This window comes from Amycolatopsis sp. PSD-21 (assembly GCF_055561455.1).
This window is the reverse complement of sequence record NZ_CM145712.1, coordinates 3,407,778-3,424,394: the sequence shown is the minus strand read 5'-3', so window position 1 is coordinate 3,424,394 and position 16,617 is coordinate 3,407,778. Positions and strand designations below refer to the sequence as shown.

General features: G+C 69.0%; 14 protein-coding genes. 7 read left to right on the top strand and 7 right to left on the bottom strand.

Annotation, left to right across the window (positions count from 1 at the left end):
* Positions 1-39: 39 nt before the first annotated feature.
* Together ACZ1DY_RS16580 and ACZ1DY_RS16575 are read right to left on the bottom strand one after the other, a co-directional pair.
* Positions 40-1,221, bottom strand: a complete 1,182-nt coding sequence (locus tag ACZ1DY_RS16580) for an MFS transporter (protein ID WP_465484865.1) — start codon at positions 1,219-1,221, stop codon at positions 40-42.
* 269 nt (positions 1,222-1,490) lie between these two features.
* Positions 1,491-2,471, bottom strand: a complete 981-nt coding sequence (locus ACZ1DY_RS16575) for a heme o synthase (protein WP_016333153.1) — start codon at positions 2,469-2,471, stop codon at positions 1,491-1,493.
* 298 nt (positions 2,472-2,769) lie between these two features.
* Between ACZ1DY_RS16575 and tkt the strand changes: the two genes are divergently transcribed.
* The 7 genes from tkt to ACZ1DY_RS16540 all read left to right on the top strand — a co-directional run bounded on the left by tkt (position 2,770) and on the right by ACZ1DY_RS16540 (position 12,690).
* Positions 2,770-4,872: a transketolase gene (tkt, locus tag ACZ1DY_RS16570; RefSeq protein WP_126731785.1), complete on the top strand. Its 2,103-nt coding sequence runs from the start codon at positions 2,770-2,772 to the stop codon at positions 4,870-4,872.
* A gap of 10 nt (positions 4,873-4,882) precedes the next feature.
* A complete protein-coding gene (gene tal, locus ACZ1DY_RS16565; RefSeq protein WP_192745224.1) occupies positions 4,883-5,995 on the top strand; it encodes a transaldolase in 1,113 nt (370 codons plus the stop codon).
* Positions 5,996-6,004: 9 nt separating this feature from the next.
* Complete coding sequence (locus ACZ1DY_RS16560) at positions 6,005-7,624, top strand: glucose-6-phosphate isomerase (protein WP_465484864.1); 1,620 nt, start codon at positions 6,005-6,007, stop codon at positions 7,622-7,624.
* Positions 7,621-9,150 (top strand): glucose-6-phosphate dehydrogenase, encoded by a 1,530-nt coding sequence (zwf, locus tag ACZ1DY_RS16555; protein WP_465484863.1) that lies wholly within the window; start codon positions 7,621-7,623, stop codon positions 9,148-9,150. Before ACZ1DY_RS16560 ends, zwf begins: the two co-directional genes overlap by 4 nt.
* Positions 9,147-10,148 carry a glucose-6-phosphate dehydrogenase assembly protein OpcA gene (opcA, locus tag ACZ1DY_RS16550; RefSeq protein ID WP_016333148.1) on the top strand — a complete coding sequence of 334 codons (1,002 nt, stop codon included), beginning with the start codon at positions 9,147-9,149 and terminating at the stop codon, positions 10,146-10,148. Before zwf ends, opcA begins: the two co-directional genes overlap by 4 nt.
* Positions 10,145-10,903 (top strand): 6-phosphogluconolactonase, encoded by a 759-nt coding sequence (gene pgl / locus ACZ1DY_RS16545; RefSeq protein WP_126731775.1) that lies wholly within the window; start codon positions 10,145-10,147, stop codon positions 10,901-10,903. The genes opcA and pgl overlap by 4 nt, the downstream gene beginning before the upstream one ends.
* A gap of 584 nt (positions 10,904-11,487) precedes the next feature.
* Positions 11,488-12,690, top strand: a complete 1,203-nt coding sequence (locus tag ACZ1DY_RS16540) for a sensor histidine kinase (RefSeq protein ID WP_167373484.1) — start codon at positions 11,488-11,490, stop codon at positions 12,688-12,690.
* 7 nt (positions 12,691-12,697) lie between these two features.
* On the opposite strand, the gene ACZ1DY_RS16535 is transcribed toward ACZ1DY_RS16540, so the two are convergent.
* From ACZ1DY_RS16535 to gap, 5 genes are all read right to left on the bottom strand, one after another.
* Positions 12,698-13,039 (bottom strand): RNA polymerase-binding protein RbpA, encoded by a 342-nt coding sequence (locus tag ACZ1DY_RS16535; protein ID WP_034311760.1) that lies wholly within the window; start codon positions 13,037-13,039, stop codon positions 12,698-12,700.
* Positions 13,040-13,104: 65 nt separating this feature from the next.
* On the bottom strand, positions 13,105-13,335 hold the full coding sequence (gene secG, locus ACZ1DY_RS16530) for a preprotein translocase subunit SecG (RefSeq protein WP_016333144.1): 231 nt from the start codon (positions 13,333-13,335) through the stop codon (positions 13,105-13,107).
* 139 nt (positions 13,336-13,474) lie between these two features.
* Complete coding sequence (tpiA, locus tag ACZ1DY_RS16525; protein ID WP_034311753.1) at positions 13,475-14,260, bottom strand: triose-phosphate isomerase; 786 nt, start codon at positions 14,258-14,260, stop codon at positions 13,475-13,477.
* Positions 14,260-15,468 carry a phosphoglycerate kinase gene (locus ACZ1DY_RS16520; protein ID WP_306856058.1) on the bottom strand — a complete coding sequence of 403 codons (1,209 nt, stop codon included), beginning with the start codon at positions 15,466-15,468 and terminating at the stop codon, positions 14,260-14,262. Before ACZ1DY_RS16520 ends, tpiA begins: the two co-directional genes overlap by 1 nt.
* Before the next feature lie 9 nt (positions 15,469-15,477).
* Entirely contained in the window at positions 15,478-16,482 is a 1,005-nt protein-coding gene (gene gap, locus ACZ1DY_RS16515; protein WP_038515534.1) for a type I glyceraldehyde-3-phosphate dehydrogenase, read from the bottom strand.
* Positions 16,483-16,617: the final 135 nt, after the last annotated feature.

Sequence of the window (16,617 nt, the reverse complement as noted above, 5' to 3'; positions counted from 1 at the left end):
ACAGGGGCCGAATGAATTACAACGGCGCCCGCCATCATCTCATTCCCGCGCCCTCACCCGGACCAGGAGGAAGGCGGCGAGGGAAAGGACGGTGGCCACACTCGCCCACACGACGTTCTCGTGGAGCAACGCGGCGAAGGTGGCCGCGACACCAGCGATGGACTGTGCGACGAACCCGCACAGCGCGACGGCGTACGCGCCGTGCGCGGGCACTTCGCTCACCGCGACGGCCATGCTGCTCGGGAAAAGCGCGGCCTGGCCGAAGGTGATCCCGCAGTAGAGCGCGACGAACGTCACGAGCGCGGCCGTGAGCGGGATCGCGGGCACGAGCCACAAGACGACCGTCAGCAGGCCTGCGGCGGTCATGACCAGCGCGCCCGCTCGCATCAGCCACGGCGAGCCTTTGCGCCCGGCCAGCCGGTTCACCAGCAGCGCGCCGGCGAAGTAGGCCAGACCGAAGAGGAGGCCGAGGCCGCCGTACTGGTCGACGCTCAGCCCGAAGTGCTGCTGGAAGACGAACGGCGAGACCTCCTGGAGGAGCACGATCGTCGCGAAGCCGAGACCCGCCGCGATCGTCGGCCGCAGGAACGCCGGAACGGCGAGGATCCGGAGATATATCCGGACCATGCCCGTCTTCTCACCGCTGCTCCTGCGGAGCGGAATCGTCAGCGTGCCCAGGACGCACAGCGCACCCGCCGCCGTCAGCACCGCGAAACCGCCCTGCCACCCGCCGATCAGTCCACCGGCGAACTGCCCGCCGCCGAGTGCGGTGACGAACGCGATGGACAGCACCGAAAGCCGTTTGGCGAGCGCGTCGCCGTCACCGAGATCCCGCACGGCGATACGGGCGATGATTGCCGCACCGCCGGCACCGATCCCTTGCAGGGTACGGAGAACGAGGAGCCACGTGGGCGACGTGTTGACGATGAGCACCGCGCTCGACACGGCGAACAGGCCCAGCGCCGCCAGCAACGCGGCCCGGCGCCCGAGCCGGTCGGCCGCCCGGCCCCACAGCACCACCGGCGCCGCCGCGCCGATGACGAACAGCGACACCGACAGTGCCGCGACGCTGCGCGACACCCCGAAGTCGCGTTCGACCATCGGGAGGGAAGGGAGATAGATCGTCGTCGCCATCTGCGCGGTGAAGACGATCAGGCAGGCGACCGCCATGGTCGCGCGCCCGGCCCGGACGGTGGCCGGGCGTTCGGTCGTACTCGTCACTCCGCCGGACGGTACTGACGGGTAGCCGGGGCGGGTAGCGCGCTCAGCAGGTGGGAACGGCCTGGGCCCGAACGTCCCGAAGGGCACCTTCAGGACGTTCATCGTCTCAATGGGGACCTTCTGGTCCAGGTGGTCGTGAGTGGCGATTCGGGTTCTAACCCGAATCGCCACTCACGACCACCTGGACCGAGCCCTCGTCCGCCAACAGCGCGTGAAGGCCCCCTTCCCTCGGCTCAGCCGAGGGAAGGGGGCCTTCACGCGCTACAAGATCAGAAGGGCAGCCCGATGGCAGGCAGCCCGATCGCCGAGTCCACCGCCAGCGCGACGAACACGATCATCAGGTACGTGTTCGACCGGTGGAACAGCGACATCGGCTTGGTCTCCTCGCCACGCCGCACCGCCGCGTTCAGGCTGTGCGCGTAGAAGAGGAACCAGCCGCCCGCCAGGATCGCGAACGTCGTGTAGATCCAGCTCGTCACCGGGACCAGCAGCAGCGTCCACGCGACCATCACCCACGAGTAGATGACGATCTGCCGCGCCACGTGCTGCGGGGTGGCGACCACCGGCAGCATCGGCACACCGGCGCGCTCGTAGTCCTCGCGGTACTTCATGCCCAGCGCCCAGGTGTGCGGCGGGGTCCAGAAGAAGATGACGCCGAACATCACGAACGCGGGCCACTCGACGGTGCCGGTGACGGCGGCCCAGCCGATGACGACCGGCATGCAGCCCGCCGCGCCGCCCCAGACCACGTTCTGTGACGTACGCCGCTTCAACACCAGCGTGTAGACGAAGATGTAGAAGAGGATCGTCACGATCGCGAGGATCGCCGAGAGCAGGTTCACCGTGAAATAGAGCACGACGAACGACAGGACGCCGAGCACGAGACCGAAGATCAGCGCACCGCGCCGGGGCACCGATTCCTTCACCAGCGGACGGCGCTTCGTGCGGTTCATCACCTTGTCGATGTCCGCGTCGATCACGCAGTTCAAGGCGTTGGCGCTGCCGGCGGCCATGGTGCCGCCCACGAGCGTCGCGAGCACCAGCCACGGCGACGGGATTTCCCGGCCTGCCAGGAACATCGCGGGAATCGTGGTGACCAGGAGGAGCTCGATCACCCTGGGCTTCGCGAGGGCGGCGTACGCGCCGACGACCTGGCGGATAGTTCGCCGGCCACCGTGCGGTCGTTCACCGGTCGGATGTACGGCGCTGGTGCTGTCACTGCGTCCGTGCGCAGCGTTCACCAACGACATTTCACTCCCTGCGTCAGTTTTCGGGGCGGGGTCCACCAGGCTTCCGGGTGATGTGGCGGCCCCGGATCCCGTGTTCTGAACCCTTCCCCGATGGTAGACGTGCTGTTTCCAGAGGGTGATCGCGGGTCCTCGACCGGCCGAACCATTAGGCTGGCCGCGGTAGCTCGCGGCGTACCTCTGCGAACGGCCCGGACCAGGAATATCGTCCCTTCCGGATCGATTGAGATTAGTAGCGGTACACGTGGGTTACCCACGAGGGAAGAGAAGCCACAACCTGATGACGGGGAGTTCGAGTTCAGTGTCCGAAACCGCCTCTACCAGCGAGAAGAACCCACTCCTCCGGCGCAACGTGCCCGCCGACTGGACCGAGAACGACACGCGGGCCGTCGACACCGTTCGGGTGCTCGCCGCGGACGCGGTCGAGAACTGCGGCAGCGGTCACCCCGGCACCGCGATGAGCCTGGCGCCGCTCGCGTACACGCTCTTCCAGCGGACGCTGCGTCATGACCCGGCCGACCCGGAGTGGCCCGCTCGTGACCGCTTCATCCTCTCCGCCGGTCACTCGAGCCTCACCCTCTACATCCAGCTGTACCTCGCCGGGTTCGGTCTGGAGCTGGAAGACCTGAAGCAGCTGCGCAAGTGGGACTCGAAGACCCCGGGCCACCCGGAGTACCGCCACACCAAGGGCGTCGAGACCACCACCGGCCCGCTGGGCCAGGGCCTGGCCAACGCGGTCGGCATGGCGATGGCGGCCCGCCGCGAGCGCGGCCTGCTGGACCCGGACGCCCCGCAGGGCGAGAGCATCTTCGACCACTACGTCTACGTGATCGCCTCCGACGGTGACATCGAAGAGGGCGTCACCGCCGAGGCCTCCTCGATCGCCGGCCGCCAGGAGCTGGGCAACCTGATCGTCTTCTGGGACGACAACGAGATCTCGATCGAGGACGACACCAAGATCGCGCTGTCCGAGGACGTCGTGAAGCGCTACGAGGCCTACGGGTGGCACACCCAGGTCGTCGAGGGTGGCGAAGACGTCGTCGCGATCGAAGAGGCCATCAAGGCCGCGAAGGCCGAGACCGAGCGCCCGTCGTTCATCGCGCTGAAGACCGTCATCGGGTACCCGGCGCCGAAGAAGATGGGCACCGGCAAGGCCCACGGCGCCGCCCTCGGCGCCGAAGAGGTCGCCGCGGTCAAGGAGATCCTCGGCTTCGACCCGGAGCGGAGCTTCCAGGTCGACGACGAGGTCATCGCGCACACCCGCCAGGCCGTCGACCGCGGCAAGGCCGCCCGCGCCGAATGGCAGGAGAAGTTCGAGGCGTGGGGCGCCGCCAACCCGGAGCGCAAGAAGATCGCGGACCGGATGGCCACCCGCTCGCTGCCCGAGGGCTTCGCGGACAACCTGCCGACGTGGGAGCCGGACGCCAAGGGCATCGCGACCCGCAAGGCCTCCGGTGAGGTGCTCAACGCGCTCGCCGAGCCGCTTCCCGAGCTGTGGGGCGGTTCCGCGGACCTCGCGGAGAGCAACAACACCACCATGAAGGGGGCCGACTCGTTCGGCCCGGAGAAGGCTTCCACCGACATGTGGAAGACCAGCCCGTACGGCCGGACGCTGCACTTCGGCATCCGCGAGCACGCGATGGGCTCGATCCTCAACGGCATCGCACTGCACGGCGGCACCCGTCCCTACGGCGCGACGTTCCTGATCTTCTCCGACTACATGCGCCCGCCCGTGCGGCTGGCCGCGCTGATGAAGGCGCCGGTCACCTACGTGTGGACGCACGACTCGATCGGCCTGGGCGAGGACGGCCCCACCCACCAGCCGATCGAGCAGCTCTCCTCGCTGCGCGCGATCCCCGGCCTCAACGTCGTCCGCCCGGCGGACGCCAACGAGACCGCGTACGCGTGGAAGGCCGTCCTGGAGGACGTCCACCACCCGTCGGGCCTCGCGCTGACCCGGCAGAACGTGCCGGTCCTGGAGGGCACCAGCGCCGAAGGCGTCAAGCGGGGCGGTTACGTCCTCGCCGAGGCGTCCAACGGCAGCCCCGAGGTCGTGCTGATCGCGACCGGTTCCGAGGTCCAGCTGGCCGTCGAGGCCCGCAAGACCCTCGAAGCCGACGGCATCCCGGCGAGCGTCGTCTCGATGCCGTGTGTCGAGTGGTTCGACGCGCAGGACCAGTCCTACAAGGACTCGGTCATCCCGCCGTCGGTCAAGGCACGCGTCTCCGTGGAAGCCGGTATCGCCCAGTCGTGGCACCGCTTCACCGGTGACGCCGGGGTGAACGTTTCGATCGAGCACTTCGGTGCGTCGGCCGACGCCGCCACACTGTTCCGTGAGTTCGGTTTCACCGCGGAGGCAGTCGTCGAGGCCGCCCGTCGCTCGATCGCCAACACCAAGAACTGAGAGGACTCCAATGAGCAACGACAAGCTCGCGCAGCTGTCCGAGGCCGGGGTGTCGATCTGGCTGGACGACCTGTCCCGTGAGCGCCTGAACACCGGCAACCTCGCGGACCTGATCCGCGACAAGCACGTCGTGGGCGTCACGACCAACCCGACGATCTTCGCCAACGCGATGTCGAAGGGCGAGGCGTACGACGAGCAGACCAAGGAGCTCGCCGCCCGCGGCGCCGACGTCGAGGCCACCATCCGCGAGCTGACCACCACCGACGTGCGCAACGCCGCGGACCTGTTCCGCGACGTCTACACCGCCACGAACGGGGTCGACGGCCGGGTGTCCATCGAGGTGGACCCGCGCCTGGCCAAGGACTCCGACAAGACGGTGGCCGAGGCGCAGGACCTGTGGAAGACCGTGGACCGGCCGAACGTGCTGATCAAGATCCCGGCCACCGAAGAGGGTCTCCCGGCGATCACCAAGACCCTGGCCGAGGGCATCAGCGTCAACGTCACGCTGATCTTCTCGGTCGAGCGGTACCGGGCGGTCATCGAGGCCTACTTCGCCGGGCTGGAGCAGGCGAAGGCCAACGGCCACGACCTCAAGGGCATCCACTCGGTCGCGTCGTTCTTCGTGTCCCGTGTGGACACCGAGATCGACAAGCGGCTCGACGCGATCGGCACCGACGCGGCCACCGCGCTGCGCGGTGAGGCCGCCATCGCCAACGCGCGGCTCGCGTACGCCGCGTTCGAGGAGCTGTTCGCTTCGGACCGCTGGAAGGCGCTCGCCGAGGCCGGCGCGAACCCGCAGCGTCCGCTGTGGGCCTCCACCGGTGTGAAGGACCCGCAGTACTCCGACACCCGCTACGTGGACCAGCTCGTCGTCAAGGACACGGTCAACACGATGCCGGAGAAGACCCTCGAAGCCGCGGGCGACCACGCCGAGATCACCGGTGACACGGTGACCGGCAAGGGCCCCGACGCGCAGGTCGTCTTCGACAAGCTGCGTGTAGTCGGCATCGACATCGACGACGTCTTCCTCACGCTGGAGAACGAGGGCGTCGAGAAGTTCGAGAAGTCGTGGACCGAGCTTCTCGAGACCGTCACCGGGCAGCTGGAAAAGGCAAAGGACTGATCACCGACCATGGCAGGGGAAACGACCGGCGTCGAAATCGTCGACGCCGCCCTGGCCGGCAAAGCCGCTCCGTTCGCGGAGCGGCTCGTCGCCGACCAGGTCGCATCGAAACTGGCGTCCCAGGACGCCACACTGTGGGGTCCCGAAGCCGAGTCCGAAGCGTCGATCCGTCTCTCGTGGACGACGCTGCACAAGTCCTCGCGGCCGTTGATCGGCGAGATCGAGGCACTGCGGACCGACCTGCGTTCCGAGGGCGTCGACCGCGTCGTCCTCGCGGGCATGGGTGGTTCGTCGCTGGCCCCCGAGGTCATCACCGCGACCGACGGCGTCCCGCTGACGGTCCTCGACACCACCGACCCGGGCCAGGTCGCCGACGCGCTCGCCGGTGACCTGGAGCGCACGGTCATCGTCGTGTCGTCGAAATCCGGCGGCACCGTCGAGACCGACAGTCACCGCCGGATCTTCGCGAAGGCCTTCGCCGACGCGGGCATCGACGCGGCCCGGCGGATCGTGGTCGTCACCGACCCCGGCTCGCCGTTCGCGGAACTGTCCGAAAAGGAGGGTTACCGCAAGGTCTTCCTCGCCGACCCGAACGTCGGCGGCCGTTACTCGGCGCTGACCGCGTTCGGGCTCGTCCCGGCCGGGCTCGCCGGCGCGGACGTCGCCCGCCTGCTCGACCAGGCCGCTTCGGTGGCCGACGAGCTGGCCACCGACTCCGTGGACAACCCGGCGATCAAGCTCGCGGCGGCGTGGGTCGCGGCGCACGAAAAGGGCGCCGAGAAGGTCGTCATCGGCGACACCGGCTCCGGGATCAAGGGCTTCGCCGACTGGGCGGAGCAGCTGATCGCCGAATCCACCGGCAAACAGGGCACCGGTCTCCTGCCGGTCGCCGTCGAAGGCCCGGATTCCCCCGGTTTCGCCGACGCCAAGGGCGACGCCACCCCGGTGGCCGTCGGCGCGGCGGAAGGCGCGGCGAAGATCTCCGTGACCGGTTCGCTCGGCGCGCAGTTCCTGCTGTGGGAGTTCGCCACCGCGCTCGCCGGACGGCTGCTCGGGATCAACCCGTTCGACCAGCCCGACGTCGAGGCCGCCAAGAAGGCCGCGCGGTCGCTGCTCGACAACCCGGACAAGCTCAAGGGCGGCGAGAAGCCGTCCACTGTGGACGGCGCGGTTGAGGTGTTCGGCTCGGAAGGCGTCGCCACGGAAGGGAAGCTCGCGGACATCCTGCGGGCTTTCTTCGACTCCGCCCCGGAAGACGGTTACATCGCGGTGCAGGCGTACCTCGACCGGCTCGACGACGCGTCGACGGCGGTCCTGCGCGGCGAGATCGCCAAGCGCACCGGCCGCCAGACCACCTTCGGGTGGGGGCCGCGGTTCCTGCACTCGACCGGGCAGTACCACAAGGGCGGGCACCAGAACGGTGTCTTCCTGCAGATCACCGGCGCCGTCGAGGACGATCTCGACGTTCCGGACCGGCCGTACACGCTCGGCGTCCTGCAGCACGCGCAGGCGCTGGGTGACGGCCAGGTGCTCGCCGAGCACGGCCGTCCGGTGCTGCGCCTGCACCTCACCGACCGGGCCGCCGGCCTGGCCGAACTGGTCCGCGCGGTACAGGAGGCCGGCGAGTGACACGAGCCTGGAACAACCCGCTGCGCGACCAGCGCGACAAGCGGCTGCCGCGGATCGCCGGGCCGTCCAGCCTGGTGATCTTCGGCGTCACCGGTGACCTGGCCCGCAAGAAGCTGATGCCGGCGATCTACGACCTCGCCCACCGCGGCCTGCTGCCCGCCGGGTTCTCGCTCGTCGGGTTCGCCCGGCGGGACTGGGAGCACCAGGACTTCGGCGAGCTCGTGCACGACTCGGTCAAGGAGCACGCGCGGACGCCGTTCAAGGAGTCGGTGTGGAACCGGCTCGCCGAAGGCATCCGCTTCGTCCAGGGCACCTTCGACGACGACGAGGCCTTCGACAGGCTCGCGCAGACGGTCAAGGACCTCGACGCCGAGCGCGGCACCGGCGGCAACACCGCGTTCTACCTGTCGATCCCGCCGAGCGCGTTCCCGGTGGTGACCAAGCAGCTCGCCCGCTCCGGCCTCGCCGAGGCGAGCGAGGACACCTGGCGCCGCGTCGTCATCGAGAAGCCGTTCGGCCGCGACCTCAAGAGCGCCAAGGAGCTCAACGAGATCGTGAACGACGTCTTCCCCGAGGAGTCGGTGTTCCGCATCGACCACTACCTCGGCAAGGAGACGGTGCAGAACCTGCTGGCGCTGCGCTTCGCGAACCAGCTGTTCGAGCCGATCTGGAACGCCAACTACGTCGACCACGTGCAGATCACCATGGCCGAGGACATCGGTCTCGGCGGCCGCGCGGGGTACTACGACGGCATCGGCGCCGCTCGCGACGTCATCCAGAACCACCTGCTGCAGCTCCTCGCACTGACCGCGATGGAGGAGCCGGTCTCGTTCGCCCCGCGCGCGCTCCGCGCGGAGAAGGTCAAGGTGCTTTCGGCGACCAAGCCGCTGGCGCCGTTCGACGAGACCACCGCGCGCGGGCAGTACGCGGGCGGCTGGCAGGGCGGCATGAAGGTGCCGGGCCTGCTGCAGGAAGGCGGTTTCGCGAAGGACTCGACCACCGAGACCTACGCCGCGGTGACGCTGGAGGTGCAGAACCGCCGCTGGGCCGGGGTTCCGTTCTACCTGCGCACCGGCAAGCGGCTGGGCCGCCGGGTCACCGAGATCGCCGTGGTGTTCAAGCGGGCGCCGCATCTGCCGTTCGACTCGACCTCGACCGAGGAACTGGGCCAGAACGCGCTGGTGATCCGGGTGCAGCCCGACGAGGGCATCACGCTGCGGTTCGGGTCGAAGGTGCCGGGGACCACGATGGAGGTCCGCGACGTCACCATGGACTTCGGCTACGGGCACGCGTTCACCGAGTCGTCCCCGGAGGCCTACGAGCGGCTCATCCTGGACGTGCTGCTCGGCGAACCGTCGCTGTTCCCGGTGAACGAAGAGGTCGAACTGTCCTGGGAGATCCTGGACCCGATCCTCGACCACTGGGCCAAGAAGGGCGCGCCCGAGGCGTACCCGCCCGGTTCGTGGGGACCGCCGTCCGCGGACGAAATGCTGGAGCGTACCGGCCGGAACTGGAGGCGTCCGTGATCATCGACCTGCCGTCGACCACGACGTCGCAGCTGAACAAGAAACTCGTCGAGATCCGCGAACAGGGCGGGCAGGTGGCGCTCGGCCGGGTGCTGACGCTGGTCATAGTGGCCGACGACGACGACAAACTCGAAGAGGCGATCGAGGCAGCCAACGAGGCCAGCCGGGAACACCCCTCGCGGGTGATCGTGGTGGCCAAGGGCGCGCGGACCGCGGCGCCGCGGATCGACGGCCAGATCCGGGTCGGCGGCGACGCCGGCGCGAGCGAGGTCATCGTCCTGCGGCTCTACGGCCCGCTGGCCTCGCAGGGGCAGAGCGCGGTCGTGCCGCTGCTGCTGCCGGACGCGCCGATCGTCACCTGGTGGCCGGGCACCGGTCCGAAGGCACCGGCCAAGGACCCGCTCGGTGAGCTGGCCCAGCGCCGGATCACCGACTCGGCGGCGGAAAAGGCGCCCATAAGGGCACTCACCACGCGGGCGAAGTCCTATGTGGAGGGTGACACCGACCTGGCGTGGACCCGGCTGACCCGGTGGCGCGCGCAGCTGGTGTCCGCTTTGGACCTTCCGCCGTACGAGAAGGTCACCGGCGCGACGGTGACCGGCGAGGCCGACTCGCCGTCGACCGAACTGCTCGCCGGCTGGCTGGCCGAGTACCTCAAGGTGCCGGTGAAGCGGGTCAAGAGCAGCGGTGCCGCGGGCATCATCTCGGTGACGCTGGACCGGCGGTCCGGCCCGGTGGAACTGCACCGGCCGGACGGACGGGTCGGCATGCTGACCCAGCCGGGCCAGCCGACGCGCCGGATCGCCCTGCAGCGGCGGGACAACAAGGACTGCCTGATCGAGGAGCTGCGGCGGCTCGACCCGGACGAGGTCTACGAGGCTTCACTGAACGGCCTCGGCAAGATCTCGTCGGGCACCGCGAAGCCCGCTCCGGCGAAGAAGGCGGCTCCGGCGGCGAAGAAGGCTCCGGCCGCCAAGACCGCGAAGAGCGCCTCATGAGCAAGACCGAGGTCGTCGTCTACGAGAACCCGGACCTCCTGGCCGCCGCCGCGGCGGCCAGGCTGGTCACCCGGATCGTCGACGTCCAGGCCGCCAAGGGCTCCGCTTCGGTGGTGCTCACCGGCGGCGGCACGGGAATCGCGATCCTGCGCGAACTGCGCGACTCCAGTGCCCGCGACGCCATCGACTGGTCGCGGCTGGACCTCTACTGGGGCGACGAGCGCTTCGTCCCGGCGGACTCGGACGACCGCAACGAGAAGCAGGCCCGCGAGGCGCTGCTCGACCACGTCCCGCTCGACCCGAAGCGGGTGCACGCCATGGCACCCTCGGACGGCGAGTTCGGGGACGACGTCGACGCGGCGGCCGCGGCCTACGCGGAGGTCCTGGCGGCCAACGACGCGGCGTTCGACATCATGCTGCTGGGCCTCGGCGGGGAGGGGCACACCGCCTCGATCTTCCCCGACAGCCCGGCGGTGCACGAGAAGGAACGCTCGGTCGTCGCGGTGCGGGACTGTCCCAAGCCGCCGCCGACCCGGATCTCGCTGACCCTGCCCGCGATCCGTCGCGCACAGGACATCTGGCTGGTCACCGGCGGCGACGCCAAGGCCGACGCCGTCGCGCAGGCGCTGGCCGGTGCGGGCGAGGTCGAGATCCCGGTCGCCGGGGCACGCGGCTCGCGTCGCACGCTCTGGCTGCTGGACCGAGGCTCCGCCTCGAAACTCACGAAGGTCTATCAGCCCCCTACGACGGGCTGACGCTTTCTCGCGTGAAGGCCCCCTTCCCTCGGCTGAGCCGAGGGAAGGGGGCCTTCACGCGCTTCAAGAGCTTCAGGAGCTGAAGGCTGCGGCGCGGCGCCTCGGTCCAGGTGGTCGTGAGTGGCGATTCGGGTTAGAACCCGAATCGCCACTCACGACCACCTGGACCGAGGCGTCTGGTGACACCCTCATGGCGGAAGTCCGTGAAGGCCTCCTTCCCTACCCTGAAGGTAGTGAAGGAGGCCTTCACGGACTTCGCGCGGCAGGGTCACCGCGCGGCCTCGAAACGTGACGTAGATCAACTTCCGGCGGCTTTCGCATCAGAGAGGACTTGTTCGCGCGTCGAAACGATCAACGGACCACCGAGCCCGGGTGGTCCGGTGTGGATTCGACCGACCGAACGTTCATGCACTTGTCCGCAGAGCGGACAGTGACCGGACAGTCGCTAGCCCGACTGGGGGAAACTTACCGCCCTTGTACATCCACCCGTTAGCATCCGCACATTTGTTCGTTCCTGCGCGTCCCGATCGGGCGAAGAACACGTCTCACCATTCAAGTCCACAAGACGAGTGAGGTCGCCAGCGATGAGCACAGAGGGTCTCTCGATGCCAGGTATCTCGGTGGGCGGCTCCGGAGCGGACGCCGCCGACCGGATGCGCCGTGCCGCCGGGGTCATTTCGTTCGCCAAGATCAAACGCCCGGCGCTGGTCGCGCTGGGCATCGACACACTCGCGATCTTCCTTGCCGCGCTCGACGTGTGGCTGGTGATCCCCGAGAAGGCTCAGCCGTACTCGATCTACCTGTCCGGCGCCGCGTGCCTCGGCCTCGCCTTCCGGCGCAAGCTGCCGTTCCTCGCGGTGATCGTGACCGTCCCGGGGTTCCTGGCCGGCTGGTCGCAATTGGCCGCGATGATCGCGCTCGGGTTCCTCGCCACCCGCAAACAGATGCACTGGCAGACCTGGACCGGGTTCGCGCTCGTCTTCACCTGCCGGTTCGTCCAGTGGCCGCTGGCCGACTTCGTCGAGCTCAGCTGGCGCGAGCACGTCTTGGACGGCATTTACGGCGTCATCGTCGCCGGGATGCCGGTGGCCATCGGCCTGCTCATCGGAGCGCGGACGGAGATCTCACAGAAGCTGTCCGAACTCGCCGCCAGCCGCGACCGCGAACGCCGCTTCCACGCCGACGCCGTCCGCGCGGAGGAGCGCGCCCGCCTCGCGCGGGAGATGCACGACGTCGTCTCGCACCAGATCACGCTGATCGCGATGCAGGCGGGCGCACTGCAGGCCCAGACCACCGACGCCCGGTCGCTCGAAACCGCGCAGGTCATCCGCAAGCTGAGCACCAAGACGCTCGAGGAACTGCGTTCACTCGTGAGCGTGCTCCGCTCGGGCTCCGAAGACGACGGGCCCCGGCCGGGGATCAACGAACTCGACCGGCTGATCCGCGGTTCGGACGTCCCGGTGCATCTGACCGTCGAGCGGATCCCCGACCTGCTGCCCAGCCAGGTTTCGGCGGCGGCCTACCGGACCGTGCAGGAATGCCTGACCAACGTGCACAAGCACGCGCCCGGCGCCACCGCGACCATCCGGATCCAGGGCGAGCACGGTTCGCTCAAGGTCGAAATACGCAACGAGCGCGCCCGGACCCCCGGTGCGGCCCTGCCCTCGGGAGGGCATGGGCTGACCGGGCTGGCCGAACGCGCTCGACTGCTGGGTGGGAGCTTCGAGACCGCCGACACCGAGGACGGCGGGTTCCGGGTGCGTGCCCGGTACCCGCTCGACCGGTGAGCGAAGGCTAGATCTCCCGGCGCTGGCGCAACCGCTCCAGCGCCTCGGCGAGGATGGCCTCGCCGTCGGCGTCGGAACGCCGTTCCTTCACGTACGCGAGGTGAGTCTTGTAAGGCTCGGTCCGCGGCGCGGCAGGAGGGTTCTTCTCGTCCTGCCCACCGGGGAGCCCGCAGCGCGGGCAGTCCCACTCGTCGGGGATCTCCGCGTCCATCGAGAACGAGGGCTGTGCCTCATGCCCGTTGGCGCACCAGTAGGAAATGCGGCGCCTCGGCGCCGACTCACCCCGTTCCGATTCGCCCGAAGGACCGGCACCCACACGGGTGCCCCGAATCGCGTTACCGCCAACCATGAATCCTCACACCTATAGGGATCGGCGGCGCGCCCCCCATAGGCACGCCGAAACACCTGGATCGATCAGACCTTGAGCAGGAGCCCGAGGCCGATGATGCTGATCAGCCACACCGCGCCCAGCAGCAGCGTGATCCGGTCGAGGTTCTTCTCGGCCACGCTCGAGCCGGAGAGGCTCGACTGCATACCGCCACCGAACAGCGAAGACAGACCGCCACCACGGCCGCGGTGCAGCAACACGGCGACCACCAGCAGCACGCTGGAGGCGATCAACAGGATTTGCAGGAACAGCTTCATGTCATCCTCTGCGCTCTTGGAGAATGCAGGAAAACGGTGTGCACAGGCGGCTCTTGGCCACCAGGACACACCGTACTCCTGGACTCGTCCACTGCTGTGTGACGGACCGGATACCCAGGTTACCCGGTAGGTGCCCCGATCAGGGCAGGGGCCCGCCCGCGGCGAGTGCGCAGAGTTTGGTGAACTCGTCACCATCCAGGCTGGCACCACCGACGAGCGCACCATCGATGTTCTCGCAGGCGACGAGGTCACTGATGTTGTTGGCCTTGGCCGAGCCGCCGTAGAGCACCCGGACCGAGGACGCGACCTCGGCACCGTACTTCTCGGCGAGGGTGGCGCGGATGGCTCCGCACACCTCCTCGGCGTCCTGCGGGGTCGCGACCTTGCCGGTCCCGATCGCCCAGACCGGCTCGTAGGCGACGACGACGTCCTTGACCTGCTCGGCTTTGAGCCCCTTGAGGCCCTCGACCAGCTGGGTCGTGGTGTGGGCGATGTGCTCGCCGGCCTCGCGGACCTCGAGCTTCTCCCCCACGCACAGGATCGGCGTGATGCCGTGCTTGAGCGCGGCCTTGACCTTCTTGTTCACCAGTTCGTCGGATTCGCCGTGGTACTCACGCCGCTCCGAGTGCCCGACGGTGACGAAGCTGCAGCCCAGCTTCGCCAGCATCGGGCCCGACACGTCACCGGTGTAGGCACCGGAGTCGTGCGGCGACAGGTCCTGGGCGCCGTAGGTGAGCGACAGCTTGTCGCCGTCGGTCAGCGTCTGGACGCTGCGGATGTCGGTGAACGGCGGCAGGACCGCGACGTCGACCTTCGCGTAGTACTTCTCCGGCAGGGCGAAGGCGATCTTCTGAACCAGCGCGATGGCTTCGAGGTGGTTCTGGTTCATCTTCCAGTTGCCGGCGATGAGCGGTTTGCGCGCCACTAGTCGTTCTCTCCCAGCACAGCGACTCCGGGCAGTTCCTTGCCCTCCAGGTACTCCAGCGACGCGCCGCCGCCGGTCGAGATGTGCGAGAAGCCGTCCTCCGGCAGGCCGAGCTGCCGCACGGCCGCGGCGGAGTCTCCCCCGCCGACCACGGTGAACGCGTCGCTCTCGACCAGCGCTTCGGCCACGGCACGGGTGCCGCCGGCGAAGGACTCGAACTCGAACACGCCCATCGGGCCGTTCCAGAACACGGTCGCCGCGTCGGCCAGCTTGCCCGCGAACAGCTCCCGCGACTTCGGGCCGATGTCGAGACCCATCCGCCCGGCCGGGATGGCCGTCGCGTCGACGACGTCGAACTCCGCGTCGGCCGCGAAGCCCGTCGCGGCGAGGACGTCCACCGGCAGGATCAGCTCGACGCCGCGCTTCTCCGCCTCGGCGAGGAAGCCGCGGACCTGCTCCAGCTGGTCCTCCTGCAGCAGCGAGTTCCCGACCTCGTGGCCCTGGGCCTTGAGGAAGGTGTACGCCATGCCGCCGCCGATGAGCAGCCTGTCGACCTTGGTCAGCAGGTTCGCGATGACACCCAGCTTGTCCGAGACCTTGGCGCCGCCGAGGACGACGACGTACGGACGCGCGAGGTCCTCGGTCAGCTTCTTGAGGACGTCGACCTCGGCCAGCACCAGACCGCCCGCGTACGCCGGAAGCGCACGCGCGATCTCGTAGACCGAGGCCTGCTTGCGGTGCACGACACCGAAACCGTCGGAGACGAACGCGCCGCCCGGGACGAGCGCGGCCAGCTCGGCGGCCAGCTCCTGCCGCTCGGACTCGACCTTGCTGGTCTCGCGCGCGTCGAAACGCACGTTCTCCAGCAGGGCCACCTGGCCGTCGGTCAGGCCGGCGACGGTGACCTTGGCGGACTCGCCGACCAGGTCACCGGCCAGCGGGACGTCGACGCCGAGCAGCTCGGTGAGCTTCGCGGCGACGGGCGCGAGCGAGAACTTCGGGTCCGGCTCGCCCTTGGGACGGCCGAGGTGCGCCGTGACGACCACCTTCGCGCCCGCCTCGGCGAGACGCTTGAGGGTCGGCAGGGCCGCGCGGACGCGGCCGTCGTCGGTGATGGTCTCCCCGTCGAGCGGGACGTTCAGGTCGGATCGCACGAGTACGAACCGGCCCGAAACGTCCTCGCCCAGCAGGTCTTCGAGGTTCTTCAGCGCCATGGGTCAGGAAAGCTTGGTGCCGACGAGCTTGACGAGGTCGGCGAGGCGGTTGGAGTAGCCCCACTCGTTGTCGTACCAGCCGACGACCTTGACCTGGTTGCCGATGACCTTGGTCAGCGGCGCGTCGTAGATGCAGGACGCCGGGTCGGTGACGATGTCGGCCGAGACGATCGGGTCGTCGCTGTAGCGCAGGATGCCGGCCAGGGGGCCCTCGGCGGCGGCCTTGTACGCGGCGTTGATCTCCTCGAGGGTCGCGCTCTTGGTCAGCGTGACGGTGAGGTCGGTGGCCGAACCGGTCGGGACCGGGACGCGGACCGCGTAGCCGTCGAGCTTGCCGTTGAGCTCCGGCAGGACCAGGCCGATGGCCTTGGCGGCACCGGTCGAGGTCGGGACCATGCTCAGCGCGGCGGCGCGGGCGCGGCGCAGGTCCTTGTGCGGCGCGTCCTGCAGGTTCTGGTCCTGCGTGTACGCGTGGATCGTGGTCATCAGGCCCTGCTCGATGCCGAAGGCGTCGTTGAGGACCTTTGCCAGCGGGCCGAGGCAGTTGGTGGTGCAGGACGCGTTCGAGATGATCGTCTGCGAACCGTCGTACTTGTCGTCGTTGACGCCGAGGACCACGGTCAGGTCCTCACCCTTGGCGGGCGCGGAGATGATGACCTTCTTGGCGCCACCGGCGATGTGCGCCTTGGCGGCGTCGCCGTTGGTGAAGAAACCGGTCGACTCGACGACGACGTCCACGCCGAGGTCGCCCCAGGGCAGGTTGGCCGGGTCGCGCTCGGCGAGGGCCTTGATCGTCTTGCCGTCGACGACGATGCCCTCGTCGCTGACGCTGACCTCGCCCGGGAAGCGGCCGAGGATGGAGTCGTACTTGAGCAGGTGGGCCATGGTGGCGACGTCGCCGAGGTCGTTGAACGCGACCACCTCGATGTCGTGACCGGCGGCCTGCACGGCCCGGAAGAAGTTGCGGCCGATGCGGCCGAAGCCGTTGACACCTACGCGAACCGTCACTGCTGCCACTCCCTTGAGACTCGTCCGGGATCGCCCCGGTAAGACGTCCTTTACTCGGGCGCAACCCTAGCGTGCGTGCTCGGGCGACCCTCTTTGCCCTGACGAGACTTCCACCACTCGGTGGGTCAGGTCAAG